The sequence below is a fragment of the Herbiconiux daphne genome (genome assembly GCF_024979295.1).
Lineage (GTDB): Bacteria > Actinomycetota > Actinomycetes > Actinomycetales > Microbacteriaceae > Herbiconiux > Herbiconiux daphnes.
The window spans coordinates 222,799-248,307 of sequence record NZ_JANLCJ010000001.1; the positions used below are offsets into that span (position 1 = coordinate 222,799).

General features: G+C 71.0%; 21 protein-coding genes. 16 read left to right on the forward strand and 5 right to left on the reverse strand.

Annotation, left to right across the window (positions count from 1 at the left end; genetic code table 11):
- The first annotated feature begins 4 nt into the window (after window positions 1-4).
- The 5 genes from N1032_RS01140 (at window position 5) to N1032_RS01160 (ending at window position 6,857) form a co-directional block, all read left to right on the forward strand.
- Window positions 5-523, forward strand: coding sequence for a PH domain-containing protein (locus tag N1032_RS01140; RefSeq protein WP_259536939.1), 519 nt, complete (start codon window positions 5-7; stop codon window positions 521-523).
- On the forward strand, window positions 520-2,142 hold the full coding sequence (locus N1032_RS01145; protein WP_259536942.1) for a PH domain-containing protein: 1,623 nt from the start codon (window positions 520-522) through the stop codon (window positions 2,140-2,142). Before N1032_RS01140 ends, N1032_RS01145 begins: the two co-directional genes overlap by 4 nt.
- 51 nt (window positions 2,143-2,193) lie before the next feature.
- On the forward strand, window positions 2,194-2,898 hold the full coding sequence (locus N1032_RS01150) for a Rossmann-like and DUF2520 domain-containing protein (protein ID WP_259536943.1): 705 nt from the start codon (window positions 2,194-2,196) through the stop codon (window positions 2,896-2,898).
- Between the two features lie 91 nt (window positions 2,899-2,989).
- Window positions 2,990-3,910, forward strand: coding sequence for a pantoate--beta-alanine ligase (gene panC / locus N1032_RS01155; RefSeq protein ID WP_259536945.1), 921 nt, complete (start codon window positions 2,990-2,992; stop codon window positions 3,908-3,910).
- 106 nt (window positions 3,911-4,016) lie between these two features.
- Window positions 4,017-6,857: an ATP-binding protein gene (locus N1032_RS01160; RefSeq protein ID WP_259536947.1), complete on the forward strand. Its 2,841-nt coding sequence runs from the start codon at window positions 4,017-4,019 to the stop codon at window positions 6,855-6,857.
- Between the two features lie 72 nt (window positions 6,858-6,929).
- Here N1032_RS01160 and N1032_RS01165 read toward each other — a convergent pair whose 3' ends face one another.
- Complete coding sequence (locus N1032_RS01165) at window positions 6,930-7,862, reverse strand: LysM peptidoglycan-binding domain-containing protein (protein ID WP_259536948.1); 933 nt, start codon at window positions 7,860-7,862, stop codon at window positions 6,930-6,932.
- Window positions 7,863-8,013: 151 nt separating this feature from the next.
- On the opposite strand from N1032_RS01165, the gene lysS reads away from it, so the two are divergent.
- From lysS to N1032_RS01195, 6 genes are all read left to right on the forward strand, one after another.
- On the forward strand, window positions 8,014-9,552 hold the full coding sequence (gene lysS / locus N1032_RS01170; protein WP_259536949.1) for a lysine--tRNA ligase: 1,539 nt from the start codon (window positions 8,014-8,016) through the stop codon (window positions 9,550-9,552).
- 9 nt (window positions 9,553-9,561) lie between these two features.
- Complete coding sequence (locus N1032_RS01175; RefSeq protein WP_259536950.1) at window positions 9,562-9,765, forward strand: hypothetical protein; 204 nt, start codon at window positions 9,562-9,564, stop codon at window positions 9,763-9,765.
- Window positions 9,766-9,783: 18 nt separating this feature from the next.
- The gene (locus tag N1032_RS01180) at window positions 9,784-9,963 is read left to right on the forward strand and encodes a hypothetical protein (protein WP_259536951.1); all 180 of its coding nucleotides are present in this window, start codon (window positions 9,784-9,786) and stop codon (window positions 9,961-9,963) included.
- A 55-nt stretch (window positions 9,964-10,018) separates the two neighbouring features.
- Entirely contained in the window at window positions 10,019-11,491 is a 1,473-nt protein-coding gene (cls, locus tag N1032_RS01185) for a cardiolipin synthase (protein ID WP_259536952.1), read from the forward strand.
- Between the two features lie 4 nt (window positions 11,492-11,495).
- A complete protein-coding gene (locus N1032_RS01190) occupies window positions 11,496-12,608 on the forward strand; it encodes a helix-turn-helix domain-containing protein (protein ID WP_259536953.1) in 1,113 nt (370 codons plus the stop codon).
- 153 nt (window positions 12,609-12,761) lie between these two features.
- Complete coding sequence (locus N1032_RS01195; RefSeq protein ID WP_259536954.1) at window positions 12,762-17,351, forward strand: S8 family peptidase; 4,590 nt, start codon at window positions 12,762-12,764, stop codon at window positions 17,349-17,351.
- 87 nt (window positions 17,352-17,438) lie between these two features.
- Here the strand turns inward: N1032_RS01195 and N1032_RS01200 are convergent, their stop codons facing one another.
- On the reverse strand, window positions 17,439-18,467 hold the full coding sequence (locus N1032_RS01200; protein WP_259536955.1) for a pirin family protein: 1,029 nt from the start codon (window positions 18,465-18,467) through the stop codon (window positions 17,439-17,441).
- Window positions 18,468-18,568: 101 nt separating this feature from the next.
- On the opposite strand from N1032_RS01200, the gene N1032_RS01205 reads away from it, so the two are divergent.
- The 4 genes from N1032_RS01205 (at window position 18,569) to N1032_RS01220 (ending at window position 22,546) form a co-directional block, all read left to right on the forward strand.
- Window positions 18,569-18,943 carry a DUF5684 domain-containing protein gene (locus N1032_RS01205; RefSeq protein WP_259536956.1) on the forward strand — a complete coding sequence of 125 codons (375 nt, stop codon included), beginning with the start codon at window positions 18,569-18,571 and terminating at the stop codon, window positions 18,941-18,943.
- A gap of 125 nt (window positions 18,944-19,068) precedes the next feature.
- On the forward strand, window positions 19,069-21,594 hold the full coding sequence (locus tag N1032_RS01210) for an ATP-dependent Clp protease ATP-binding subunit (protein ID WP_259536957.1): 2,526 nt from the start codon (window positions 19,069-19,071) through the stop codon (window positions 21,592-21,594).
- A 176-nt stretch (window positions 21,595-21,770) separates the two neighbouring features.
- Window positions 21,771-22,316, forward strand: a complete 546-nt coding sequence (locus N1032_RS01215) for an amino-acid N-acetyltransferase (RefSeq protein WP_259536958.1) — start codon at window positions 21,771-21,773, stop codon at window positions 22,314-22,316.
- Window positions 22,313-22,546, forward strand: coding sequence for a hypothetical protein (locus N1032_RS01220; protein ID WP_259536959.1), 234 nt, complete (start codon window positions 22,313-22,315; stop codon window positions 22,544-22,546). Before N1032_RS01215 ends, N1032_RS01220 begins: the two co-directional genes overlap by 4 nt.
- 191 nt (window positions 22,547-22,737) lie before the next feature.
- Here the strand turns inward: N1032_RS01220 and N1032_RS01225 are convergent, their stop codons facing one another.
- Both N1032_RS01225 and N1032_RS01230 read right to left on the reverse strand, forming a co-directional pair.
- Window positions 22,738-23,082, reverse strand: coding sequence for a TraR/DksA family transcriptional regulator (locus N1032_RS01225; RefSeq protein ID WP_259536960.1), 345 nt, complete (start codon window positions 23,080-23,082; stop codon window positions 22,738-22,740).
- Between the two features lie 26 nt (window positions 23,083-23,108).
- Window positions 23,109-23,354, reverse strand: a complete 246-nt coding sequence (locus tag N1032_RS01230) for a hypothetical protein (RefSeq protein ID WP_259536961.1) — start codon at window positions 23,352-23,354, stop codon at window positions 23,109-23,111.
- Between the two features lie 74 nt (window positions 23,355-23,428).
- Between N1032_RS01230 and N1032_RS01235 the strand changes: the two genes are divergently transcribed.
- A complete protein-coding gene (locus N1032_RS01235; protein WP_259536962.1) occupies window positions 23,429-23,941 on the forward strand; it encodes an 8-oxo-dGTP diphosphatase in 513 nt (170 codons plus the stop codon).
- A 100-nt stretch (window positions 23,942-24,041) separates the two neighbouring features.
- On the opposite strand, the gene N1032_RS01240 is transcribed toward N1032_RS01235, so the two are convergent.
- On the reverse strand, window positions 24,042-25,508 hold the full coding sequence (locus tag N1032_RS01240; protein ID WP_259536963.1) for an AAA family ATPase: 1,467 nt from the start codon (window positions 25,506-25,508) through the stop codon (window positions 24,042-24,044).
- Between the last annotated feature and the right edge of the window lies 1 nt (window position 25,509).

A 25,509-nucleotide genomic window follows, 5' to 3' on the forward strand; every position in this document is an offset into this window, starting at 1 on the left:
TCGAGTGTCCACCCCCGACGACCTGAACCCCGCCGACGGCTCCGGTTCGAAGCGGCTCCTCGTAGGTGGCGAGTGGCAGGGCGTGAGCCCGAAATACGTCGGCGTCGAGGTGGTGTCGAGCATCATCAGCGGGCTCGTGCTCTGCGCGGTCGCCGTGGTGTTCGTGGTGATGGGCGCGTGGTTCGGCTGGATCCTGCTCGGCGTCGCCGTGGTCATCGCCGCCGTCATGCTGGTGCTCGCCCCCCGGCGCGTCCGCTCGATCGGTTATCAGCTGCGCGCCGACGACCTGGTGTTCCGGCGCGGCATCATGTTCCACCGGGTCGTCTCGGTGCCCTACGGCCGCATGCAGCTGATCGACATCAACCGGGGCCCGGTCGCGCGCGCCCTGGGCCTGGCCGAACTGAAGTTCGTGACGGCCGCCGCATCGACGGGGGTGTCGATCCCCGGCCTGGTCGACTCCGACGCCAACGACCTGCGCGACCAGCTGGTGGGCCTGGCCGAGACGCGCCGGGTCGGGCTGTGACCCAGCCGGCCGCGGGCGACCTCACCGACGGGCAGTGGCACCGCCTCCACCCCGCCACACCCCTGCTGCGCGGCGGCATCATCCTCGTCGCCATCCTGGGGTTCGTGCTCGCCAACTTTCGGGAGCGCCTGGTCGACTGGGTGTTCGGCGCGCCCGAGCTGCCGGGCGACCCGCTGCAGACCGCCTACGAGCGCGGCCAGCTCGGCTGGGCCGTCGTGGTGGTGGTCGTCGCCCTGATCGTGGGCATCGTGGGCTTCTACGCGTCGTGGCGCATGCACAGCTTCCGGGTCGGCGACGACGTGGTCGAGGTGCGCAGCGGCATCCTGTTCCGCACCCATAGGCGTGCGCGGCTCGACCGCATCCAGGGCATCGCGATCAGCCGCCCGCTCTTCGCCCGGCTGTTCGGCGCCGCCAAGTTCGACATCAGCGTCGCCGGGCAAGACGCCAAGGTGCAGCTGGCCTACCTGCGCAGCTCCGATGCCGACCGGCTGCGGCACGACGTGCTCGTGCTGGCGTCGGGCGCACGCGCCGAGGTGAGCCCGGCGGCCCCGGCGGCGGCACTGACCGCTGCCGATGGCGCGTCCGCTCCGGATGCCGCGACCGCTCCGGATGCCGCGACCGGCGCGCACCCCGACACCGCCGCCGCGGCATCCGCCGGTCTGGTCAACCAGCGGGTGCGCGAGCTGCTCGCCCCGGAGCTCGACCCTTCGATCGCGCCGCCCGAGTCGGTGGTGCGCATTCCGCCCGCCCGGCTGATCGCCTCGCTCGTGCTGAGCGGTTTCACGGTGGTGCTGGTGCTCGTCGCCGCCGTGGTCGTGGTGAGCTCGCTGCTCGGCCGGCGCGAGTTCTTCCTGTTCCTCATTCTGCCCGGCGCGCTCGCCGCCATCGGCTACTACTTCAACCGCTTCACCAAGTCGCTGCGCTACAGCATCGCCGCCACGCCCGACGGCGTGCGGGTGGGCTTCGGCCTGCTCTCGACGAGCAACGACACGCTGCCGCCGGGGCGCATCCACGCGATCGAGGTGAGCCAGCCCCTGCTCTGGCGGCCGGCCCGGTGGTGGATGATCCGCATCAACCGCGCGGGAGCCGCGGGCGAGGGCTCGGCCCAGACGAGCACGACCATGCTGCCGGTCGGCACGGTCGACGACGTGCGCAAGGTGCTCGGGCTGCTGCTGCCCGGCCTCGCCGGCGAGCACACCCGCGAACTCGTGCTCGCCGGGCTCACGGCCCCCAGCGGCGCCGGATTCACCGACGCCCCGCGGCGCGCCTGGCCGCTGCGCCCGTTCAGCTGGCGCCGCACCGGCTTCGCCGAGACGGATGACGCCATTCTGCTGCGCTCGGGGTTCGTGTGGCGGCATCTCACCGTGGTGCCGCTCGCCCGGGTGCAGAGCCTGCGGGTGTCGCAGGGCCCGGTGCTGCGGCTGCTCGACCTGGTGGAGCTCGCGGTGCACACGGTCGCCGGGCCGGTGCGGGCATCCGTCGCCGCCGTCGATCGCGCCACCGGAACCCGCGCGTTCGAGCGCTGGTCGGCCGAGGTGGTGGCCGCGGGCTCGAGCGACCGATCGCATCGCTGGGCGGAAGCGCCCGACGGAGCCGCGACCGAGAGCCCCCAGCCATGAGACCCCGAGATGAGACCCCCGAGATGAGACCCCCGAGATGAGGCCGACAGCATGAAGCCCTCCGAACGCACCGGCCGCCTCGGCGTCGGCATCATCGGCGCCGGCCGCGTCGGCCCCGTGCTCGGCGCGGCGCTCGCGGGAGCCGGGCACGCCATCGTGGGCGTCTCGGCCATCTCCGAGCAGAGCCGCGAGCGCGCCGACGCCATGCTCCCCGGTGTTCCCGTGCTGACCATCCCCGAGCTCGTCGAGCGCAGCGAACTCGTCGTGCTCGCGGTGCCGTCGCGCGAACTGGCCTCGCTCATCGCCGGGCTCGCCGAAACCGGCACGTGGCAGATGGGGCAGCTCGTGCTGCACACCGCGCCGGAGTTCGGCATCGACATCTTCGCGCCCGCCCGCGCGGCCGGCGTCATCCCGCTCGCCGTGCACCCGGCGATGTCGTTCACGGGCACGAGCGTCGACATCGCCCGGCTCGCCGGAACCTACTTCGCCGTCACCGCCCCCGGCGCCGTGCTGCCGATCGGTCAGGCGCTCGTGGTCGAGATGGGCGGCGAACCCGTCGTGGTGGCCGAGGCTGATCGCGCGGCCTACGCCGAGGCCATCGAGACGGCGACGACCTTCTCGACGGCCATCGTCGACCAGGCCGCCGGCCTCCTCGCGGGCATCGGCATCGAGGCGCCCGGGCGCCTGCTCGCGCCCCTCGTGCGGTCGTCGGTCGAGAACGCGCTGGCGCGCACGGGCGGCGTGGTTCCCGAGTAGCATCGTCACGGCGGTCGGCGACCCGAGTCGTGCTGCCGCGGCAGCCGAGCGCCGCACCGCACCGAGCAGCACAGCACCAGAGGAGCATCCGGTGGCAGAAGCCGTTTCCGACACGAGCCCCGCGCAGACTCCGATCGTCGCCACGACCATCGACGAGGTGCGCCGGGCCATCGAGCTCGCCGCTGCCCGCCCGCACGACGGCTTCACGGCGCCCGCGGCCGGGCGCGCCCGCGTGGCGTTGGTGCCCACGATGGGCGCCCTGCACGACGGCCACCTCGCGCTCGTCGAGCGAGCCACCGAGGTCGCCGACATCGTGGTGGTCTCGATCTTCGTCAACCCGCTGCAGTTCAACGATCCCGCCGATCTCGAGCGCTACCCGCGCGATCTCGAGGGCGACTTGCGCACCCTCACGGGGCGTGGTGTCGACATCGTCTTCGCTCCGGATGCCGCCGAGCTCTACCCCCACGGAGACACCGCCACCCGGGTCACCGCCGGCCGAGTGGGCTCGTTGTTCGAGGGCCGCAGCCGCCCCGGTCATTTCGACGGCGTGCTGACGGTCGTGGCCAAGCTCATCAACGCGGTGGGGCCGCAGCGCATCCTGTTCGGCGAGAAAGACGCCCAGCAGGTCTTTCTGGTGTCGCGCATGGTCGACGACCTCAACATGCCGGTGGCGGTCGAGGTGGTCGAGACCGTGCGCGACGACGACGGCCTCGCCCTCTCGAGCCGCAACCGGTTCCTCGACGCCAACGAGCGCCGCGCGGCGCTCACCCTGCCGCACGTGCTCGAGGCCGCGGAGTCGGCCTCCGACCGGGGCATCGACGCGGTGCTCGCGGCGGCGCAGTCGGCCGCGATGGGTGAGCAGCTGGTCACGGTCGACTACCTGGCGGTGGTGCATCCGTCGACCTTCCTGCCCGTCGACGACGACTACACGGGCAAGGCGCGAGTGATCGTCGCCGCGAAGGTCGGCGACACCCGCCTCATCGACAACGCCGCCATCTACCTCGGGCACTGACCGCGAGAGCGCCCAGGTTTCCGAGCGGCGTGGCGGCCCGCGAACAGGGTGCCGATCGGTCATTCGACCCATTCCCCCCGGCGGCCCACGAGCCTAGACTGCTGCCGTGATCGGCGACGACACCACCTTCTCGACCAGCGGCTTCGCCGTGGGGCGGAGTGCGCTCGTCGGCGGGTCGGGGATCGTCGACCTCGCCGAGCAGCGATGGGCCCGGGCCTCGGCAGGTGAGGGCCTGCTGCTGTTGCTGGCCGGTGAGGCCGGCATCGGCAAGAGCCGCATGCTGCGCGAGATCGCCGACCGCATCGGAACGTCGGCCCGTTTTCTCGGCGGCAGCACCTGGCCGAAAGACTCCGAGGTCGCCGGATCGTTGCTGCTCGACCTCGCCGACGACCTCACCCGCGCCGGCGACACCGAGCACGCCGCGCGGCTCACGGCGCTGCTGGCGTCGCGCGACCGAGACGACCCGCTGCTGAGGCGCATCCTGCTGCACGACCTGGTGGCGATCCTGCTCGAGCTGCTCGCCGAGCAGCCGACGGTGCTGCGCTTCGAAGACCTGCACTGGGCCGACGAGCTCAGCCTCGACGTGCTGGCGCGCCTGGCCACCGAGCTGCCCCGCATGCCGGGCCTCGTGATCGCGACCTATCGCAGCGACGAGGTGTTCGCCGGCAGCCCCCTGATGAGCTGGCGCGGGCGACTGCTCGCGCAGCGCGTCGCCGAAGAGGTGCGCCTGCCCCGTTTCGACCTGGCGGCCACCGGGGACCTGATCGCCGCGCTCACCGGCGCCGTCGCGCCGACCGAGTTCACCGCGCTGCTCCATCAGCGCAGCGACGGCATCCCGCTGCACATCGAGGAACTCGTGGTGGCGGGCGAGGGCGCACGAGTGCCCGACACCCTCGCCGATGCGGTGCGGGCGAGGGCCGAGCAGCTCGACGCCGAGACGAAAGACGTGCTGGCCGCCGCCGCCATCGTGGGCTGCCGCTTCGACCTGGGGCTGCTCACCGAACTGCTCGACGCCGACGACCGGGTGGTCGACCAGGCCATGCGGTCGCTGCTCGACCACTCCTTCATCGTCGAGACGGCGGCGGGCTTCGAGTTCCGCCACGCCCTGCTGCGCGACGTGGTGCACGACGACGTGCCGCCGCTGCGCCGCCGCGCCCTGCACGAGGTCGTGGCCCTCGCGGCCGTGGCGCGCCATGCCCGCCCCGCCTTCATCTCGGAGCACTTCGAGCTCGCCGGGCTGCCGGATGCCGCCTACCCCTACGCCCTCGACGGCGCACGGTCGGCTGCGCACGTCTCCGCCCACCGCGAGGCGGCCAGGCTCTACCGGCGCGCGGTGCTCACCCGGCCCGAGACCGTAGGAGGCTGCGACCGGGCGCGGCTGCACGCCGAGTGCGCCCGCGAGCTCGCGTCGAACGACGAGGTGGCGGATGCCGCCGAGCACTACCGCCTGGCGATCGACCTCTACCGCTCCGAGGGCGACCCGGTGGCAGCCGCGCGGCTCGTGCCGCCCTCGATCGCGGTGCGCCACCTGCTGGGCGACGACCTCGACACCCGCTGCGCCGTGGTGCGGGCGACGCTCGCCGACCTCGACGGGCTGCCCGGCGGCGGCCCCGAGGCTGTGCGGGCCGAACTGCTCGCCTCGCTCGCCGCCGCCCACATGCTCGATCGCCGCCTCGACAGCGGGCTGTCGTTCGCGCTCGAGGCCCAGACCCTCGCCGCCGCAGCGCCCGACGGGCGGCTCGACATCGACATCAGAAGCACCCTCGGCGCCTTGCGCGTGTTCGCCGGCCGGGGAGACGAGGGGTGGGCCGGCCTCGCGTCGGCCATCGAGGCAGGCCGGGCGGCGGGGTTCGAGGCCGAGAGTGCGCGGGCCTATCGCATGGCCGCGAGCTCGGCCTCGGTGCTGGTGGAATACGACCTCGCGAGCGGTTGGCTCGACGCGGGCATCGACTACGCCGCCGAGACCGAGAACTGGAACGACCACAACTACCTCACCGCCCACCTCGCCCACGTGCGCTGGGCGCAGGGGCGGTGGCCCGAGGCCGATCAGCTCGCCCGCCGGGCGCTCGCCGATGCCGGAGGCATCACCACTCGCGTGACAGCGCTGCACGTGCTCGGCTTCCTCGCCGTGGGCCGGGGCCGATTCGGTGAGGCGGCAGCCACCCTGCGCGAGGCGCGTGCGATCGGCGAGCGGATGGGGGAGCTGCAGCGGCTGGCGCCCGCTCTCTGGGGGCTCGCCGAGCTCGCGTCGGCCGAGGGCGACGCGGCGCAGGCGGTCGAGCTGAGCGAGCAGGCCTACCGCGCGTCGGCGTCGGTGCACGACGCGGCCTATCTCTTTCCGTTCGTGGTCACCGGCACGCGGGCGCGGCTCACGTTGCACCACAGCGAGGCCGCGCGCGACTGGCTCGCCCGCTGCTCGGCACTGCTGCTGCGCCGCGGCATCCCGGGCACGCTGCCGGCGCTCGACCACGCCGAGGGGCTGCTGCAGCTCGATCAGGGCCGCACGGGCGCGGCCCGGGAGCTGCTCGAGCGCGCCGAACGGGCCTGGCAGGCCCGGGGGCGCTTCTGGGAGGGCACGTTCGCGCTCACTGATCTCGCACGCTGCGCGCTGCGGTCACGGCGCTCCGGCGAAGCGGCCGCCTACCTCGACCGGGTGCGCGAGCGCGCCGACGCCTCGGGCGCCGACCTGTTCGCGCGGCTGGCGGGGCGCATCGCCCGCTCCGGCCTGGCGGGCGCCGGGGGCGACGCCGCCGGGCCGCTGACCGCCCGCGAGTTCGAGGTCGCGCGCCTCGTCGCGAGCGGTGCGACCAACCGCGAGATCGCGACGGCCCTCACCATCTCGCCGAAGACCGTGTCGGCCCACGTCGAGCACATCCTCGCCAAGCTCGGCGCCGCGCGCCGGACCGAGATCGCGAGCTGGGTGGCCCAGGCGCCGGTCGCGCGCTGACGCTGCGACCAGGGCCGGATCAGGGCGGATCAGGCCCGATCAGCAGCAGACCAGTGGCAGACCAGCGCCGGATCACCGCAGCGACGGGTCGAGCACGAGCGACTCGCCGGCGTAGACGTTCTCGTCGTCGACGACGCCCTGGTTCAGGCGGCCGGCGCTGAGATAGAGCAGCTGTGCCGGCGCCACGCCGAAGCGCGCGGCGATCGCGGTGAGGGTGTCACCCGCGGCCACCTCGTAGCGGAGCGGCCGGCCGGCGTCGTCCACGGTGACCGAGCCGCTCGCACCGGCCACCGCGCCCGTGTCGACCGCGGGAGCCACGGTCTGCGCGATCGTCCAGGTGAGGTCGGCGATGCCGATCACGTCGCCGTAGCACCCCTCGAAGCCCTCGGGCCCCGCACCCTCGGCCGGCGCGTAGACCTCCGCGCGATCGAGAAAGCCGGGGTCGGCCGAGGGGAATTCGTCGACCGGCCCCATCGGGAACCGCTGCTCCTCGCTGGCCGAGAGCTGCGGAAGAGCGAAGGCGAAGCCCTCGGGGTTGTAGCAACCGAGGGTGCTGGAGCCGGCCGACACGAAAGTCGTCTGCAGCGGCCGCGAATCGCTCGTGGTGAACCCGGTGAACACGGCCTCGAGCATGCGGTCGTGCGTCGTCACGATCTCGATCGTGCCGGTGACGGCCTGGTCGGGCGACTGGATGGTGCCGCGGCCCAGAACGGTGTCGGCGGGCAGCGGCTCGAAGACCCACTCGGCCGAACCGGAGGGGGCTGCGGGCGTGGCGGCGGCCGCGGCATCCGTCGATCCGGTGGCTGATGACGTGGTGCCGAACGACGAGGTGCCGGATGCCGCGACCGGATGCTCGCCCGTCGTGCCCGCGCACCCGCCGAGAAGCACCACCCCGGCCAGCACGGCTCCGGCCCGCGCCACCCCGGCCCGCACAGCTCCGGCCCGCACAGCCCCGGCCCGCACCACCGCCGCTCGCGCCCTGATCGAATCCCCGTCGCCGACCATCGTGCACCCCCTGCCACGCCCCCGCGTCGAGCACGACGATAGCCGAACGCGATGGGACAGGTGTTCCCATCGCCCCGCGAAGGGTCTCGCCCAGCAGACCGGGCCCTCGCGCCCGGTAAACTGGGGCCGACTTCGAGGAGATCCGTTCCGCATGACCGACGCATCCGCGCCCACGAGCACGTCCGCCCCCACCCCGCCGTTGACCGAGGCCGAGGTGGCCGAACACGAGGCCAACGAACAGAAGGCCGTGCGGCTGGCCAAGCGCGACAAGCTCAACGCGTCGGGGGCCGAGGCCTACCCGGTGTCGGTTCCGGTCACCACCACCATCCCCGCCGTGCGCGAGACCTGGGGTCACCTCGCCGCCGACGAGGTGTCGGGCGAGGTCGTTGGCCTCGCCGGCCGGGTGGTGCACCTGCGCAACACCGGCAAGCTCTGCTTCGTGTCGTTGCAGTCGGGCGACGGCACGCGCATCCAGGCGATGGTGTCGCTCGCGGCCGTCGGCGAGGAGTCACTCGCCGCGTTCAAGGAGTTCGTCGACCTCGGCGACCACCTGTTCGTGCACGGCGAGGTCATCTCGTCGCGCCGCGGTGAGCTGAGTGTCATGGTCGACGACTGGAAGATCGCGTCGAAGGCCATCCTGCCGCTGCCGAACCTGCACTCCGAGCTCTCCGAAGAGACCCGCATGCGCAGCCGCTACCTCGACCTGATCGTGCGCGACCAGGCCCGCCAGGTGGTGCGCACCCGCGCCAAGACGATGGCCTCGCTGCGCCAGACCTTCGCCGAGCGAGACTACCTCGAGGTCGAGACGCCGATGCTGCAGACGATGCACGGCGGCGCGGCCGCCCGCCCGTTCGTGACGCACTCGAACGCCTTCGACACCGAGCTCTACCTGCGCATCGCGCCCGAGCTGTTCCTCAAGCGCGCCGTCGTCGGCGGCATCGACCGCGTGTTCGAGATCAACCGCAACTTCCGCAACGAGGGCGCCGACTCCACCCACAGCCCCGAGTTCGCGATGCTCGAGGCCTACGAGGCCTATGGCGACTACACCTCCATCGCTGAGCTGACGCAGACACTCATCCAGAACGCGGCGGTCGCGGTGTCGGGCTCGCACGTGGTCACCTGGGCCGACGGCACCGAATACGATCTCGGCGGCCAGTGGGACCGCATCAGCATGTACGACTCGCTCAGCGAGGCGGCCGGCGTCGCCATCACGCCCGAGACGCCGGTGGCCGAACTGCAGGCCCTCGCCGACCGCGAGGGCGTCGAGGTGCACCTGCCCAACCACGGCAAGCTCGTCGAAGAGCTCTGGGAGCACTTCGTGAAGGGCAGCCTGGTGCGCCCCACGTTCGTGCTCGACTTCCCGGTCGAGACCAGTCCGTTGACCCGCGCGCACCGCTCCATTCCGGGCGTGGTCGAGAAGTGGGACCTCTACATCCGCGGGTTCGAGCTGGCCACCGGCTATTCCGAGCTCGTCGACCCGGTCATCCAGCGCGAGCGCTTCGTCGAGCAGGCGAAGCAGGCGGCCGCCGGCGACGACGAAGCCATGCGCCTCGACGAAGACTTCCTGCGCGCTCTCGAATTCGGGATGCCGCCCTCCGGAGGCATGGGAATGGGCATGGACCGCCTGCTCATGGCCATCACCGGCCTCGGCATCCGCGAGACCATCCTCTTTCCCCTCGTGAAGCAGTAAGGACCAACCGTGAGCTTCTTCGGCAAGAAAGACGACCCCTACGAGCCGGGCAAGTCCGAGCGCGAGAGCAAACAGGCCGCCGAGAACCAGGGGCCCGACGGCGAGAAGAAGCCCGAACGGCCCTCGAACGCGCGCATCGCCATCTGGGTGATCGTGGGCGCGATCGGCCTCTACCTGCTCGGCAGCGGCCTGTTCGGCATCCTCACCCACTGATGACGTATCGTTGACGCGATGGATGAATTCTGGCCCGCGATCTACGCACTGGCCCCGACGGTTCTGATCGGGCTCGTGTTCTGGTTCATCATGCGTGCCCTCATCCGCTCCGACAAGTCCGAGCGCAAGGCCCTCGCGAAGATCGAAGCCGAGGAGCGCGAGAAGCTCGGCTTGCCGTCGAAGGCTGCCGCCGAGTAGTGCCCCGATACCGCTACGGTGTCGCTAGGGGATTCCGCCGCTGAGAGGGGCTGCTGTGTCGAGTGCTGACATCGCCGTGATCGTCGCGCTCACCCTGCTGCTCGTCGACCTCGCCATCCGTGTTCTCGCCGTGATCATCGTGCCCCGCAACCGGCGGCCCTCGACCGGCATCGCGTGGCTCATGGCCATCTTCGTGCTGCCGTATGTCGGCTTCCTGTTATTCCTGCTGATCGGCAGTTACAAGCTGCCGAAGTCGCGACGCGACAAACAGCACGCCATCAACGAGTTCATCATCGAGACCACCGAGGGAATCGAGCGGGTCAGCGACGCCGACCCGTGGCCGCCCTGGTTCAAGAACGTCGCCGAGCTCAACCGCACGCTCGGGGCGATGCCGCTCGTGGGCGGCAACGACGCCACGCTGATCGGCGACTACGACGAGGCCATCCGGCAGATGACCGCCACCATCGACGAGGCGCAGCGCTACGTGCACGCCGAGTTCTACATCCTGTCGCTCGACGCCACGACGAAGCCGTTCTTCGACGCCCTCGAGGCGGCCGTGAAGCGCGGCGTCACCGTGCGCGTGCTGCTCGACCACATCGCCTCGGTGCGGGCGCCCGGCAACAAGAAGACCGCCAAGCGCCTGAACGCCATCGGCGTGAAATGGCACTACATGCTGCCCGTGCAGCCCCTCAAGGGCAAGTGGCAGCGGCCTGACCTGCGCAACCACCGCAAGCTTCTCGTCGTCGACGGCGACGTGGCCTACATGGGCTCGCAGAACGTGGTCGACCGCAGCTACAACAAGAAGGGCAACATCCGTCGCGGCCTGAAATGGCAAGACCTGATGACCCGCCTCGAGGGCCCGATCGTGGCCGGCATCAACGCCATCTTCATCACCGACTGGTACAGCGAGTCGAACGAACTGCTGCTGCGCGAGACCCGCGCGGTCACCGAGGACACCATCGACGACGACCCGCGTGCGCTCGACATGCAGGTCGTGCCGTCGGGCCCCGGGTTCGAGGGCGAGAACAACCTGCGGCTCTTCCTCGCCCTGCTCTACAACGCGCAGGAGCGCATCATCATCACGAGCCCCTACTTCGTGCCGGATGACGCGATGCTCTACGCCATCACCACGGCCACCCAGCGCGGGGTCGAGGTGCAGCTGTTCGTGTCGGAGATCGGCGACCAGGCGCTCGTCTACCACGCCCAGCGCTCCTACTACGAGGTGCTGTTGCGGGCCGGCGTGCGCATCTACATGTATCAGGCGCCCTACATCCTGCACGCGAAGCACTTCACCATCGACGACGAGGTGGCCGTGATCGGCTCGTCGAACATGGACATGCGCTCGTTCAGCCTCAACATGGAGATCTCGTTGATGGTGCGCGGTCGCGAGTTCGTCGACGCCATGCGCGGGGTCGAAGACGGCTACCGGGCGGTAAGCCGCGAGCTGACCCTCGACGAGTGGCACAAACAGCCGCTGCGGTCGACAGTGCTCGACAACCTGGCCAGGCTCACCTCCGCGGTGCAGTAGGCGCATGACCGACTCGCGACCCCTGCTGAGGCTGGCCGGCCTCGACGACCTCAGCGAACGCATCTACCTCTTCATCGTGCACCGCGGCGCCACGAGCACCGGCGACGTGGCCGAGCGCTTCGAGCTCGAGCGGCCGCAGGCGCTGTCGAGGCTCGAGGTGCTGCGCGATCTCGGTCTGCTCTCGCGGGGTCTCAGCGACGACGCCCACTACTCCCCGGTCGACCCGCGCTATTCGCTGAGCGCCATGACCGACCGGCTGAGCGATCAGATCACGCGCATCCGGGAGCGCATCCCCACCCTCGGCGACCAGTTCGACAAGATCGTCGCGCCCGGCACCGACACCCCCGAGACCCGCATCGTGAGCGACACCGACGCGGTCGCGAACTGGTACGTGCGGCTGCAGCACCAGGCCACGCGCGAGTTCCTGATCTTCGACCGGCCGCCGTATGTCACCTCCCGCCTCGAGCCGCTCGAGGCCGTGGTGCTCGACCGCGGCGTCTCGTGGCGCGCCGTCTACACCGCCGGCAGCTTCGAGCCCGAGGGCAGCTGGGAAGAGGCCAACCGGCTCGCGTCGCAGGGCGAGCAGGCGCGCATCGTGCCCGCGCTGCCGGTGAAGCTCGCCATCGCCGACCGCGCGACGGCCCTGGTGTCGCTGAGCCTCGACGGGGTGCGCAGCGACGCCGTGGTGACCGAGTCGCAGCCCCTCATCAGCGCCTTGACCGATCTGTTCGAGTTCTACTGGGCGCGCGGCCGCCCGATGCCCGCGTCGCGGGACCAGGCCGAGCACCCGGCGTCCGCGGCGGGCGCGCAGAGCGCGACCACGACGCCGACAGCGACAGCGGCAGCGGCAGCGATGGCGACGGGTACGGCTGCCGGCACCTCGCCGATGGCGACGCCCACCGGCTCACCGGCCGAGCTGCCCTGGCGCGCGGCGACCCGCGAGGAGAAGGCCATCCTCGCCCTCATCGCCACTGGCATGAAAGACGAGTCGATCGCCCGGCAGCTCGGCATGTCGCCGCGATCGCTGCGTCGCCGGAGTCACGAACTGATGGTCGAACTGGGAGCGACGAACCGCTTCCAGGCCGGCGCCGAAGCCGCCCGCCGGGGCTGGGTGTGACCTCGAAATGACGGCTGTGTAACAGTCGTATTTCGTGCCGCGGCCACCTGCGGCCAGGGGCCACCGGTGGCCAGATCTGCACCCCTCGACGCCGCCAGAATGAGTCCGCTCGCATCGTGCGACGACACTTTCTGACTTCGAGGACCGAACTCCGTGAACCCACGCCCGCGACTCCGCTCTCACCCCCGCCGTTCCGGCGCCCTCGGCTCCGGCCGCTCGCTGACCAGGGCGGTGGCCCTTTTCTCGGGCGCTGCCGTGGTCGCCCTCGGCTGCCTGATGCCCACCTCCGCGGCTCTCGCCGAGCCGCTCGCGCCACCGACGCCGGCTCCGGATGCCTCGACCAGCGCCCCCCAGGCACCCACCGGCGCCCTCGACACCTTCGAAGACGGGCGCTACATCGTGACCCTCCGCGACCCCTCGGTCGCGACCTACGACGGCGGCGTCGACAGCCTCGCGGCCACTCGCGCACCGGAGGGCGGCTCGCTCGACGCGACCTCCCGCCGGGTCGAGAGCTACGCCAAGCACCTGACGAGCGCGCAGGAGGAGGTCGCGGCATCCGTCGACGCCGGCATCGTGACCTCGTACACCCTGGCCACCAACGGCTTCTCGAGCGAGCTCACCGCCGCGCAGGCCAAGAAGCTCGCCGCCGACCCGCGGGTGTCGGCCGTGGTGCCCGACGAGATCGTGCACCTCGTGGAGCCCGAGACCTCGACCGAGTTCCTCGGCCTCGAGGGCGACCAGGGGGTCTGGCAGAGCATCGGCGGCGTCGACGAGGCCGGCAAGGGCGTCGTCGTGGGCATCATCGACACCGGCATCGCGCCCGAGAACCCGTCGTTCGCGGGCGACGCGCTCGGCACCGAGGCGGGCGCGGCGCCCTATCTCGACGGCGACCAGATCGTGTTCGACAAGAGCGACGGAACGCAGTTCCGTGGCGTCTGCGTGAGCGGCGTGCAGTTCGCCGCCGACGACTGCAGCACCAAGATCGTGGGCGCGCGCTACTTCGTCGACAACTTCGGGGTCGACAACATCGGCGACCCGGCGATCGGCGAATACCTCTCGCCGCGAGACGGTTCCGACCACGGCTCGCACACCGCCAGCACGGCCGCCGGAAACCACGCCGTCGCCGCGAACGTCGACGGACAGGAGTTCGGCGAGATCTCGGGCGTCGCCCCCGCGGCCAAGATCGCGGCCTACAAGGTCTGCTGGTCGGGCACCGACCCGGTCAGCGAAGACGACGACGGATGCGCCACCGGCGACCTGCTCGCCGCCATCGACGCGGCCGTGGCCGACGGAGTCGACGTGATCAACTTCTCGATCGGCGGCGGAGCCGCGCAGACCACCGTGTCGCTCACCGACCAGGCGTTCTTCAGCGCGGCAGCGGCCGGCATCTTCGTGGCCGCCGCGGCGGGCAACGCCGGGCCCGAGGCCTCCACGGCCGACAACGCCGCGCCGTGGATCACCACGGTCGCGGCCGGATCGATCCCCACCCACGACGCCACCGTGCGCCTCGGCGACGGCGAGGCCTTCGTCGGAGCCTCGATCACGGTGCCCGAGGGCGACTTCTCGGGTCCGTTCGTGGCGGCGACCGCCGTCGCCGCCGCGGATGCCGCCGACCCGCAACTATGCGGGCCCGACTCGCTCGACCCCGCGAAGGCAGCCGGCGCGATCGTGCTCTGCGATCGCGGCGTCATCGACCGCACCCTCAAGTCGGCCGAGGTCGCGCGCGCCGGCGGCATCGGCATGGTGCTGGTGAACCCCACGCCGAGCTCGCTCGACCTCGACGGCCACGTCATCCCCACCGTGCACCTCGACGCGTCGGCCATGGAAGCCGTCGCGGCCTACGCCGAGACCCCCGGCGCCACCGTCACGCTCCAGCGCGGCAACACCACCGACCAGCCGTCGGCGCCGAGCCCGCAGGTGGCCGGCTTCTCGTCTCGCGGCCCGATCCTCGCCGACGGCAGCGACATCCTGAAGCCCGACATCACGGCTCCGGGCGTGGCCATCCTCGCCGCCGGGGCCAACCCCGAGGGCGCCGAGGGCTCGTGGCTGTTCATGTCGGGCACCTCGATGGCCTCGCCGCACATCGCCGGACTCGCCGCGCTCTACCTCGGCGTGCATCCGACGGCCTCGCCCGCCGAGATCAAGTCGGCCATGATGACCACCGCCTACGACACCGTCGACAGCGCGGGCGCGCCCGCCGAAGACCCGTTCGCCCAGGGTGCCGGCAACGTCGACCCCACGAACTACTTCGACCCGGGGCTGCTCTACCTCAACGGCGTCGACGACTGGATGTCGTACACCGACAGCCTCGGCTACTCCGGTTTCGGGGCGCCGATCATCGACCCCTCCGACCTCAACCTGCCCTCGATCGCCATCGGCTCGCTGCCGGGAACGCAGACCGTCACCCGCACGGTCACGGCGACCGAGGCCGGGCACTACGTCGCCCAGCCGGTGACGATGGCCGGCGTCGACGTGGTCGTGTCACCCTCGGAGCTGACGTTCGGCGCCGCCGGCGAGAGCCAGAGCTACACCGTGACCTTCACGCGAACGGATGCCCCGCTCGACGAGTTCACCACCGGCTACCTCGACTGGGCCGACGGCGACCGCTCGGTGCGCAGCGCCCTGGCGGTGCGCCCGATCTCGCTCGACGCGCCGGCCGAGGCCGAGGGCGCGGGCAGCACCGGCTCGACCGAGATCGGCGTGCTCGGCGGCGACGTCGCCGATTACGCGGTGGCGGCCACGGGGCTCGCCCGCGGCCAGGCCGTGCACGGTTCCGGCACCGCCGGCGCCGCGACGCAGGGCTTCATCATCGACGTTCCCGAGGGCAGCACCTTCGCCCGCTTCGACCTCGACGCGGCCGACGACACCGCCGATCTCGACCTGACCGTCTACAGCATCGACGACTTCGAGCACACCTGGCTGGTGGGGCAGTCGGCCACCGGCGCCGCCGACGAGCGCGTCGATCTCGATTGGGACCAGCTGCCGATCGGCCGCTACCTCGTCAGTGTCGACTTCTTCGCCGGCGTCGGCGACCTCGACTTCACGCTGACGACCTACGTGGTCGACCCGGCGGCGAGCGCGGGTTCGTTCACCGTCGACCCCTCGACGATCTCGACCACCATCGGCCAGACGTCGATCGTCACCGCGAGCTGGTCGGGTCTCGAGCCCGGCGGCAGCTACCTCGGCCGGGTCGCCTACGGCGACACCGGGCACGCCACCACCCTCACCGTCACGAGCGACGCGGGCACGCCCGAGCCGCCGGCGCCGGGCGACCCCGCGCTCACGGTCGCCCCGTCATCGGTGCGACCCGGCGAGGGCACCACGGTGCAGGCATCCGGTCTCACGCCCGGCGACGCCTACGACGTGTTCCAAGACGGCTCCGACACCCCGAGCTTCTCGGGTGTGGTCGGTGACGACGGCGGCTTCTGGCGCTACATCGGGTTCGCGCCCGAGACCCCGCTCGGAACGCACACGTTCGAGGTGCGCACCGCGCACGGCTCGGCCTCGGCCGACTTCGACGTGGTCGACATCCTGGCGCAGCACATCGACGCCTGGGTGAACCACTCCTTCGACGGCGCCCCTCTGGTGTCGCTCGACGTCACGTTCGTCGGCCAGGGCGACCTGCGCACCCGGCTCGAGTCGACCGACGGCACCGTCTACCTCGACGAGACCCAGCGCGGCGAGGCACCCGCGGACGCCCCGAACTACACGTTCCGCCAGGGGCCGTTCGACGTGCCGCCGGGCGACTACATCGCCACGCTCTGGGTGGTCACCGCCGACGGCGAGATGACCCAGCAGAAGACGACGGAGTTCAGCGCCGCGCAGGTGCCCGCGAGCACCGCGGCGTTCTCGCAGAACGTGGCCGACCCGAATGCGGTCGACTTCGCCCTGCTCAACTCGACCGACGTGCCGATGCAGCCGCGGGTGCAGTACAAGCTGTGCGCCGGGCCGCAGGTGTTCGCCGAGGAGTTCTACGACCCCGGTGCGATCACCGAGACCTGGAACCTCGCGGCGATCGCCCGGGTCGACGTCTGGCTCGACGGCAAGGTCATCGCGAGCTACCAGAACCCGAGCGACACGGCCTGCGACGGTGAGATGGCCATCAGCCAGGACTTCTGGGCCACCCTCGAGGTGACGCCGGCGTCGGCCGATGGAGCGACGGATGCCGCGGCCGATGCGGCGACCCCGCTCACCCTCACCGTGAGCAACCGCGTCGACATCCACAGCGGTGGCTACGACCTGTCGGTCGGCACCGGCACCACGCTGCTCGAGACCGACCCGGTGCTGTTCGAGAAGGTGCCGACGCCCTACCTCGAGACGCCCGGCCTCATCATCGACCGCTCGCTCGCGGCCGCCGAGGGCACGCCCTACTGGGTGCTCGCGCAGTACGGCCAGCACTTCGACTGGGGAGACCTGGCGAAGCAGCGGGTGGCCTACGTGCCGGCGCTGACCGCGGCCGACCTGGCGCCGGTGGTGCCGGGTGACCCCGGTGACCCGGGCACGCCGGGCGACCCGGGCACGCCGGGTGACCCGGGCACGCCGGGCACGCCGGGCGACCCGACGCCGCCGGCCACCGCGACCCCGGTGCCGGGCGACGGCAGTGACGTCGCGGGCGGCTCGGGCACCGGCATCCTGTCGAGCACCGGTCTCTCGGTCGGCCTGCCGATCGCGATCGCCGTGCTGCTCGTCGCCGGGGGCATCGCCTTCGTCATCGTGCGCCAGATCCGCCGCCGCAACGGCTGACCGCCCGCGGTTCGCACCCCGAGAACGGGGCGCCCTCCACAAGGGGGCGCCCCGTTCCGTGTGTGCCGGGCGGGTGGGCGCGGCTCGTCAGCGCCGGCGGGGCTGCAGGCGCACGTTCGGAAGCACCGGAGCGGGGAGCGGGTCGCCCTCGTAGTGGTGGTCGCTCAGCCCGAATCGCGGAGCACCCCCGGGCACCACCTCACCGGTCGCCGTCGGCGGAGCGCCGTCGGGCTCGGCGGCACCCGACTCGCGCTGCCACTCGGCGCGGTAGTCGACGATCTCCTCGTGGCTGCGGCCGACGAAGTTCCACCACATCAGAATCTGCTCGTCGAGCGGGGTGCCGCCGATGAGCAGCACCCGCACCGGCAGGTCGCCGGCGTCGAGCCGCAGCGAGGTGCGGTCGAGCCCCGCGTAGACGAGCTGCGTGCGCTCGGCCCACAGCCCGTCGACGCCCACCGGGCCCGCGTCGACGAGCACGCCGTATTCGAAGTCGGGGCGCACGGGCAGCTCGGCCGAGCCACCGGCGGGCAGCCGGATCTCGGCGGCCACGAGCGGCGTGAAGGTCGTCGCGCCGACGGATGCGCCGGCGAAGTCCCCCACGAAGACGGCGAGCTCGGCGTCGTCGATGCGGGCGCGCACCGAGGTGTGGCTCTCGAAGAACGGGTCGACCTGGCGCGACGCCGACGGCAGCGCCACCCACAATTGGGCGCCATGCAGCACGGTCGTGGCATCCGTCGACATCTCGGAATGCGAGATGCCGTGACCGGCCGTCATCAGGTTGAGGTCGCCCGGCCGCACGAAGGCGTGGCTGCCCACGCTGTCGCGGTGCTCGATCTCGCCCTCGAACAACCAACTCACGGTCTGCAGGCCGGTGTGCGGATGCGGGGGAACGACCATGCCGCCGGTCACCGACACGTCGGCCGGCCCGTAGTGGTCGACGAAGCACCAGGCGCCGATCATGGTGCGCTGCTTGCTCGGCAGGGTGCGGTGCACCGTCATCGCGCGCGGGCCGCCGAGTGGAACCTCGCGCGCCTCGTGGATCTCGGGCGCCGTCGGCACCGCCACCGCATCGCACTCGACCCAGGTCTCGGCCGGCTGCTTCTCGAGGTTGCTCATGCCCGCATCCTAAGCCCGCCCGCCGCTAGGCTGAGGGCGCACATTTCGTTGGATCGCGCACCCTGGGGGACATCATCTTCGATTACAGCACCGGCTACAGCGTGTCCGACCCGGGCAACCTCTTCAGCTACGCCCTGGTCATCCTGCTCGTCGTCGCCGTCTGGTTCACGTTCCTCAAGGCGGGGCGCCCCGGTTGGGCCGCGATCATCCCGTTCTACAACCTCTACACGCTGTGCAAGGTGGCGGGCCGCCCGGGCTGGTGGCTCGTGCTGCTGCTCATCCCGCTGGTCAACATCGTGTTCGGCATCATCGTCGCGCTCGACATCGCGCGCCTGTTCGGCAAGGGCGGAGCGTTCGGGTTCTTCCTGCTCTGGCTGCTGCCGTTCATCGGCTACCCGATCATCGCGTGGGGCGACGCCTACTACCGCGGGCCCAAGCCCGGTGAACCCGCGGGGCCCGGCACCGTCGTCATCTGAGCGCCGCCACGAGCCCCGACGGGATTCGGTCACGCCCACGGCGAACAGGGGCTGTCGGAGGGGCCTCGTCTGGTTAGTCTCTTCCTAACGGTCGTCATCCTGCCCTGGCGGCCAAGGAGACAGACATGTTTGAGAGATTCACCGACCGAGCCCGTCGCGTCGTCGTCTTGGCGCAAGAAGAAGCCAAGATGCTCAACCACAACTACATCGGCACCGAGCACATCCTGCTCGGGCTCATCCACGAGGGTGAGGGTGTCGCAGCGAAGGCTCTCGAGTCGCTGAACATCTCGCTCGATGCCGTGCGCGAGCAGGTTCAAGACATCATCGGCCAGGGTCAGCAGCAGCCGACCGGCCACATACCCTTCACGCCGCGCGCCAAGAAGGTGCTGGAGCTGTCGCTCCGCGAGGCCCTTCAGCTCGGCCACAACTACATCGGCACCGAGCACATCCTGCTCGGGCTCATCCGCGAGGGTGAGGGCGTCGCCGCGCAGGTGCTGGTCAAGCTCGGCGCCGACCTCAACCGCGTGCGTCAGCAGGTCATCCAGCTCCTCTCTGGTTACCAGGGCAAGGAGCAGGTGGCCGTGGGCGGCAACGACCAGGCTCCCGACAAGGGGTCGCAGATCCTCGACCAGTTCGGGCGCAACCTCACGCAGGCCGCGCGCGACAACAAGCTCGACCCGGTGATCGGGCGCGAGAAAGAGATCGAGCGGGTCATGCAGATCCTCTCGCGTCGCTCGAAGAACAACCCCGTTCTGATCGGTGAGCCCGGCGTCGGCAAGACCGCCGTGGTCGAGGGACTCGCCCAGGCCATCGTGCGCGGCGACGTGCCCGAGACGCTGAAAGACAAGCAGCTCTACACGCTCGACCTCGGTTCGCTCATCGCCGGTTCGCGCTACCGCGGCGACTTCGAAGAGCGCCTCAAGAAGGTCACCAAAGAGATCCGCACCCGCGGCGACATCATCACCTTCATCGACGAGATCCACACGCTCGTCGGCGCTGGTGCGGCCGAGGGCGCCATCGACGCGGCGTCGATCCTCAAGCCGCTGCTCGCCCGCGGTGAGCTGCAGACCATCGGTGCCACGACGCTCGATGAATACCGCAAGCACTTCGAGAAAGACGCCGCGCTCGAGCGCCGGTTCCAGCCCATCCAGGTGGCCGAGCCGTCGCTGCCGCACGCGATCAACATCCTGAAGGGCCTGCGCGACAAGTACGAGGCCTTCCACAAGGTGTCGATCACGGATGGCGCCATCGTGGCCGCGGCGAACCTCGCCGATCGCTACGTGCAAGACCGCTTCCTGCCCGACAAGGCGATCGACCTGATCGACGAGGCCGGCGCCCGCCTGCGTCTGTCGATCCTCTCGGCCCCGCCGGAGCTGCGCGAGTTCGACGAGCGCATCGCCGCCGTGCGGGCCCTGAAAGAGGCTGCGATCGAAGACCAGGACTTCGAGAAGGCCGCGAGCCTGCGCGACGAAGAGAAGAACCTCCTCGGCGAGCGACTGCGCCTCGAGAAGCAGTGGAAGTCGGGCGAGGTGCAGACCTCGGGAATCGTCGACGAGGGGCTCATCGCCGAGGTGCTGGCTCAGGCCACGGGCATCCCGGTGTTCAAGCTCACCGAAGAGGAGTCGGCTCGGCTCGTGTTCATGGAGAAGGCCCTGCACCAGCGGGTCATCGGCCAGAACGAAGCCATCGCTGCCCTGTCGCGCACCATCCGCCGCACGCGGGCGGGACTCAAAGACCCGAAGCGCCCCTCGGGCTCGTTCATCTTCGCCGGCCCCACGGGCGTCGGAAAGACCGAGCTCGCCAAGGCGCTCGCCGAGTTCCTGTTCGACGACGAGAACGCACTGATCTCGCTCGACATGTCGGAGTACGGCGAGAAGCACACCGTCTCGCGGCTGTTCGGTGCCCCTCCCGGGTTCGTCGGCTTCGAAGAGGGCGGCCAGCTCACCGAGAAGGTGCGCCGCAAGCCGTTCAGCGTGGTGCTGTTCGACGAGATCGAGAAGGCCCACCCCGACATCTTCAACTCGCTCCTGCAGGTTCTCGAAGAGGGCCGGTTGACCGATGGTCAGGGTCGCGTCGTCGACTTCAAGAACACGGTCATCATCATGACGACCAACCTCGGAACCAAAGACATCACGGGGTCGCCGATCGGCTTCCAGGTGTCGGGCAACGAGTCGACGTCCTACGACCGCATGAAGGCCAAGGTCTCCGAAGAGCTGAAGAAGAACTTCAAGCCCGAGTTCCTCAACCGCGTCGACGACACCATCGTGTTCCCGCAGCTGAACAAGGAGGAGCTGCTGCAGATCGTCGATCTGTTCATCAAGCGCCTCCGCGACCGCCTGCTCGACCGCGACATGACGATCGAGCTCACGCTCGCCGCCAAGGAGCGCCTGATCGAGGTCGGCTTCGACCCGTCGCTCGGTGCGCGCCCGCTGCGTCGCGCGATGCAGCACGAGGTCGAAGACCAGCTGTCGGAGCGCATCCTGCAGGGCGACCTGACGGCCGGCGACCACGTGCACGTCGACTTCGTCGACGGCAAGTTCACCTTCGCCACCACGTCGCGTGAGCCCGTGGGCGTCGCCGCGATCGGTGCGGGCGCGGATGTCTCGGCCTCCTCGGCCGCGGCGGCCGCCGCCCTCGGCGACCTCGACTAGCCACCACCCTCGAAGGGCCGGGCGCACAGGCGCCCGGTCCTTCGTCGTTCCCGCTCCCTTTTCCGCGAGTGGTCACTTTCGGCGCCACCGCCCCGGCGTTGCCGCCGAAAGTGACCACTCGCGGAAGGGGCGGGGGGAGGGGAGAGGGCAGGGCGGGAGCGGGATACGCTGGTGCGATGAGCTCGACCCAGACGCAACCCGCCGTGACCGTGCGGCGGGCGCGCACCAGTGATGTTCCGTGGATCCAGAGCCTCGTCGAACCTCTCGTGCAGCGACGCATCCTGCTCGGCAAAGACGCTGTCGTGTTCTACGAGGGCGTGCAGGAATTCCGCATCGCGGAGGCCCCCGACGGCACGCCCGTCGGCTGCGGCGCGCTGCACGTGTTCTGGGAAGACCTCGGGGAAGTACGCACTCTCGCGGTGCACGACGACTGGCTGGGCCAGGGAGTCGGCCGCGCGCTCCTGCGGCAGCTGGAGGCCGACGCGCTCGAGCTCGGCCTGTCGCGGCTGTTCTGCCTCACCTTCGAGGTGCCGTTCTTCGAGCGCAACGGCTACACGGCCTCGCCCCTCGCGCTCGTCGATCCCGAGGTCTACGCCGAACTCGTGCGCTCGCCCGATGAAGGTGTGGCCGAGTTCCTCGACCTCGCGCGGGTGAAGCCCAACACGCTCGGCAACACGCGCATGCTCAAGCACCTGCGCGCCGACGCAGGGGAGCAGGCATGAGCGACGCCGCCAAGAAGAGCTTCAACGAGCGCCTGCGCGACCGCTACTTCGGTCGTCGACGGGCCGCGGATGCCGCCGCCACCGACTCCGTGCTCCCCAAGTCGAACCAGATGGGCTTCTTCGGTCGCGTGCAACGCCCCGGCGGCTTCGATACCCCACCCGCCGAGCCCATCGAACTCGAGGGCCCCCTCCCCTGGGAACTCACCGACGACCCCGACCCCCACCCCTAGCCCCCCTCCGCCGAGTTGCGCCAAACTCCCCTTCCCCACCCCGCATCTGGTCACTTTGGCGCAACTCAACAGACTGGGGCCCCGCTCGTGTGCCCCTCTCGTGTTGCGCACCCCCCTCTCGCCGAGTTGCGCCAAACTGCCCTTCCGCGCGCGGAGAGTGGGCACTTTGGCGCAACTCGGCAGAAGAAGAGTTAGCGGGCGTGGCGGGTGGCGCAGGTGACGCAGTAGGCGGCGGTGGGGCGGGCCTCGAGGCGGCCCGGGGCGATCGGGAGGCCGCAGTCGAGGCAGAGGCCGTAGCGGCCATCCGCGACGCGCGAGAGGGCGGCATCCGTCTCGGTCAGCTGCTGCCGGGCGGCGGCGAGCAGACCCTGGATGCGCGACCACTCGCTCGACAGCGTCGGGCCCTCGGGGTCGTGCTCGTCGTCGTCGGACGACGACTCGCGCACCTGCCGCAGCGCCACCATCGAAGCGTCGAGCCCCGCGATCTCGGCGACGATGCGCTCGCGATAACGACCGAGCACCTCGGCCGCGCTCACGGGAAAGGGTGTGGGCGAACTCGTGATCAGCCTGCCGGGGCCGGGCCCTCGGCCGGCTCGGCGTCGCCGACGAACTCCTTGAACTTCTCTTCGAGGTTCTCGTCGAAGGAGTCGGGCTCGTCGGTCGCGTCGGTCGAACCGCTCTCGCCGATCTCGGGGTGGCGCGCCTGCTCGTCGGCCGGGTATTCGATCGCGTCTTCTTCGTCGACCTCGGGGTGCTGGCCGTTGTGCTCGAACGAGCCGGGCTCGAGGGGATCGGTGAAAGTGCTCATGCCATCGAGATTACGCCCTCGCCCGGCCGACGACACGAAACATTCCGAACACATGAGCGGGTTAGCATCCTGATGTGTCTCCCGTCTCTCCCTACCAGGTCTGTGTCGCGTTCCTCACGCGCATCGGCCCCGACGGGCGCGCCGAAGTGCTGCTCGGCCGCAAGAAGACGGGCCTCGGTTCGGGCAACATCGTCGGCCTCGGCGGCAAGATCGAGCCCGGCGAGACGGCGCTCGAGGCGATCGTGCGCGAGATCGAGGAGGAGTCGAGCCTCGTGGTCGATCCGGCCGACCTCACCGAGGTGGGGCTCGTGAAGTTCGCGTTCCCGTTCCGCGAGAACTGGAGCCAGGATTCGACGGTCTTCGTCGCCTCCCGCTTCACCGGCGAGCCGCAGGAGTCCGACGAGGTGTCGCCGGCCTGGTACGCGATCGACGACCTTCCGCTCGACGAGATGTGGAACGACGCCCGCTATTGGCTGCCCACGGTGCTCGCCGGTGGCCGGGTGCTCGGCGACTTCACCTTCGGCGAAGACTGCGCGACCGTCTCCGACCACGAGTTGCACGACCCCCTGCTGCGACACTCCCACTGAATCGCGACACGCCCGAGCGAGCGCTATTTCGGGGGGCCGGCGGTGTCAGCCTGACCTCGGCCCGGGATTCAGCCCGGCCTAGCCCGCCCTCAGCCCGCCCTCACCCCAGCGGGAACTCCGCACCCGACATCGGCGCCCGCGCGACGAACCCGCCCGAGAACTGCACGGGGTCGGATGCCGCGACCGGGCCGTCTGACTCGCTGCCGCCGAGCAGGCTCCGCGTGAGCCGCGCGCTCGCGGCCAGCAGGCTCTCGAGCGAGGCGGCCACGTCGTCGTCGGTCACCGCGCGGTCGTTCTCGGCTGCGAGCAGCACGGCCCGGCGGAACAACTCCTTCGCGAACGAGCCCGTCGTTCCGGCCGCCCGATCCGCCGCGTCGTCGATGGCCTGCTGCCCGACCCCGAGGCCGTCGGCGTAGCGCGAGAACAGCCGCCGCCTCGACTCGGCGTCGGGCAGGCCGATCTCGACCGCCAGGTCGACGCGCCCCGGCCGCTCGGCGAGCGCGCGCTCGAGCACGTCGACGCGGTTCGTGGTGAGCACGAACGCGACATCCGCATCGCCGTCGAGGCCGTCGAGCGCGTCGAGCACCGCGAACAGCAGTGGTTGGGGTGCGCCGTGCATGCCGCGTTCGCTGGCCACGAGGTCGACGTCTTCGAGCACGACGATCGCCGGCTGCATCGCCCGGGCGAGCTCGGCCGCCTCGCTGATGAACCGGATGCTCCCCCCGGTGAGCAGCACCGCCGTGGTCTGCGGGGTGCGCGTGAGCAGGTGGCGCACGGTGAGGGTCTTGCCCGTGCCGGGCGGACCGTAGAGCAGGATGCCGCGCTTGAGGTGCTGGCCGGCATCCCGCAGCCGCTCCCGCTGCTCGCCGATGCCCACGACATGCCGCACGACGCTCTCGAGCACGCCCGACGGCAGCACGACGTCGGCGGCCGGCACGTTCGGGCGCGGCAGGAAGGTGGCGCCGGCGGCGTGGTTGCCGTATTCGCTGCCCGAGAACGAGAGCACCTGCCCGCGCAGCACCGAGAGGGCGAGCATGAGGCGCGAGAACTCCTCGATGAACGCGGTCGCGATCTCGGGGTCGGCGGCGAGCACCTCGAGGCTGGCGCTCGCGCGGCCTCGCTCGGGCCGTGCACCGCGTTGCAAGGCCACGAGAGGGATGTCGCGGAAGCGCAGCAGGTGCACGCCGAACGACATCACCCGGCGCGTGCTGTTGGGGCCGTCGGCCGCCGAGACGTAATCGACCGGGCCGGGGGCGTAGTTCATGCGGTGCGCATTCGTCAGCAGTTCGGAGAGCGAGGCCTGGTCGCGCATCTGCCCGCCGGTCACTCCCATGGGCTCCGAGCCGCTGTCGGCGGCCAGGTGGGCGAGAGCCAGATCGGCGTCGACCAACCGGTGCGGAGCCACGACGTGCGTCACCACGGGCAGTTGCGCGATGGGCACGCCGAGGTGGGTCTCGACGAGTTCGCCGAGCGGCGAGAGGCCGTCGGCTCCAGGGGGCGCCTGATTCACCACGTCGGCCAGGAAGGCCCGGAAGGTGTCGACGAAATCCTGGGTGCGCTCGTCCACG

Excerpts from the sequence above, each read along its gene's own strand:
- N1032_RS01180 (WP_259536951.1), top strand. The coding sequence starts at position 9,784 with ATGGATGAATTCTGGCCCGCGATCTACGCACTGGCCCCGACGGTTCTG.
- N1032_RS01210 (WP_259536957.1), top strand. The coding sequence starts at position 19,069 with ATGTTTGAGAGATTCACCGACCGAGCCCGTCGCGTCGTCGTCTTGGCG.
- N1032_RS01220 (WP_259536959.1), top strand. The coding sequence starts at position 22,313 with ATGAGCGACGCCGCCAAGAAGAGCTTCAACGAGCGCCTGCGCGACCGC.
- lysS (WP_259536949.1), top strand. The coding sequence starts at position 8,014 with ATGACCGACGCATCCGCGCCCACGAGCACGTCCGCCCCCACCCCGCCG.
- N1032_RS01190 (WP_259536953.1), top strand. The coding sequence starts at position 11,496 with ATGACCGACTCGCGACCCCTGCTGAGGCTGGCCGGCCTCGACGACCTC.
- N1032_RS01200 (WP_259536955.1), bottom strand. The coding sequence starts at position 18,467 with ATGAGCAACCTCGAGAAGCAGCCGGCCGAGACCTGGGTCGAGTGCGAT.
- N1032_RS01215 (WP_259536958.1), top strand. The coding sequence starts at position 21,771 with ATGAGCTCGACCCAGACGCAACCCGCCGTGACCGTGCGGCGGGCGCGC.
- N1032_RS01150 (WP_259536943.1), top strand. The coding sequence starts at position 2,194 with ATGAAGCCCTCCGAACGCACCGGCCGCCTCGGCGTCGGCATCATCGGC.
- N1032_RS01165 (WP_259536948.1), bottom strand. The coding sequence starts at position 7,862 with ATGGTCGGCGACGGGGATTCGATCAGGGCGCGAGCGGCGGTGGTGCGG.
- N1032_RS01230 (WP_259536961.1), bottom strand. The coding sequence starts at position 23,354 with ATGAGCACTTTCACCGATCCCCTCGAGCCCGGCTCGTTCGAGCACAAC.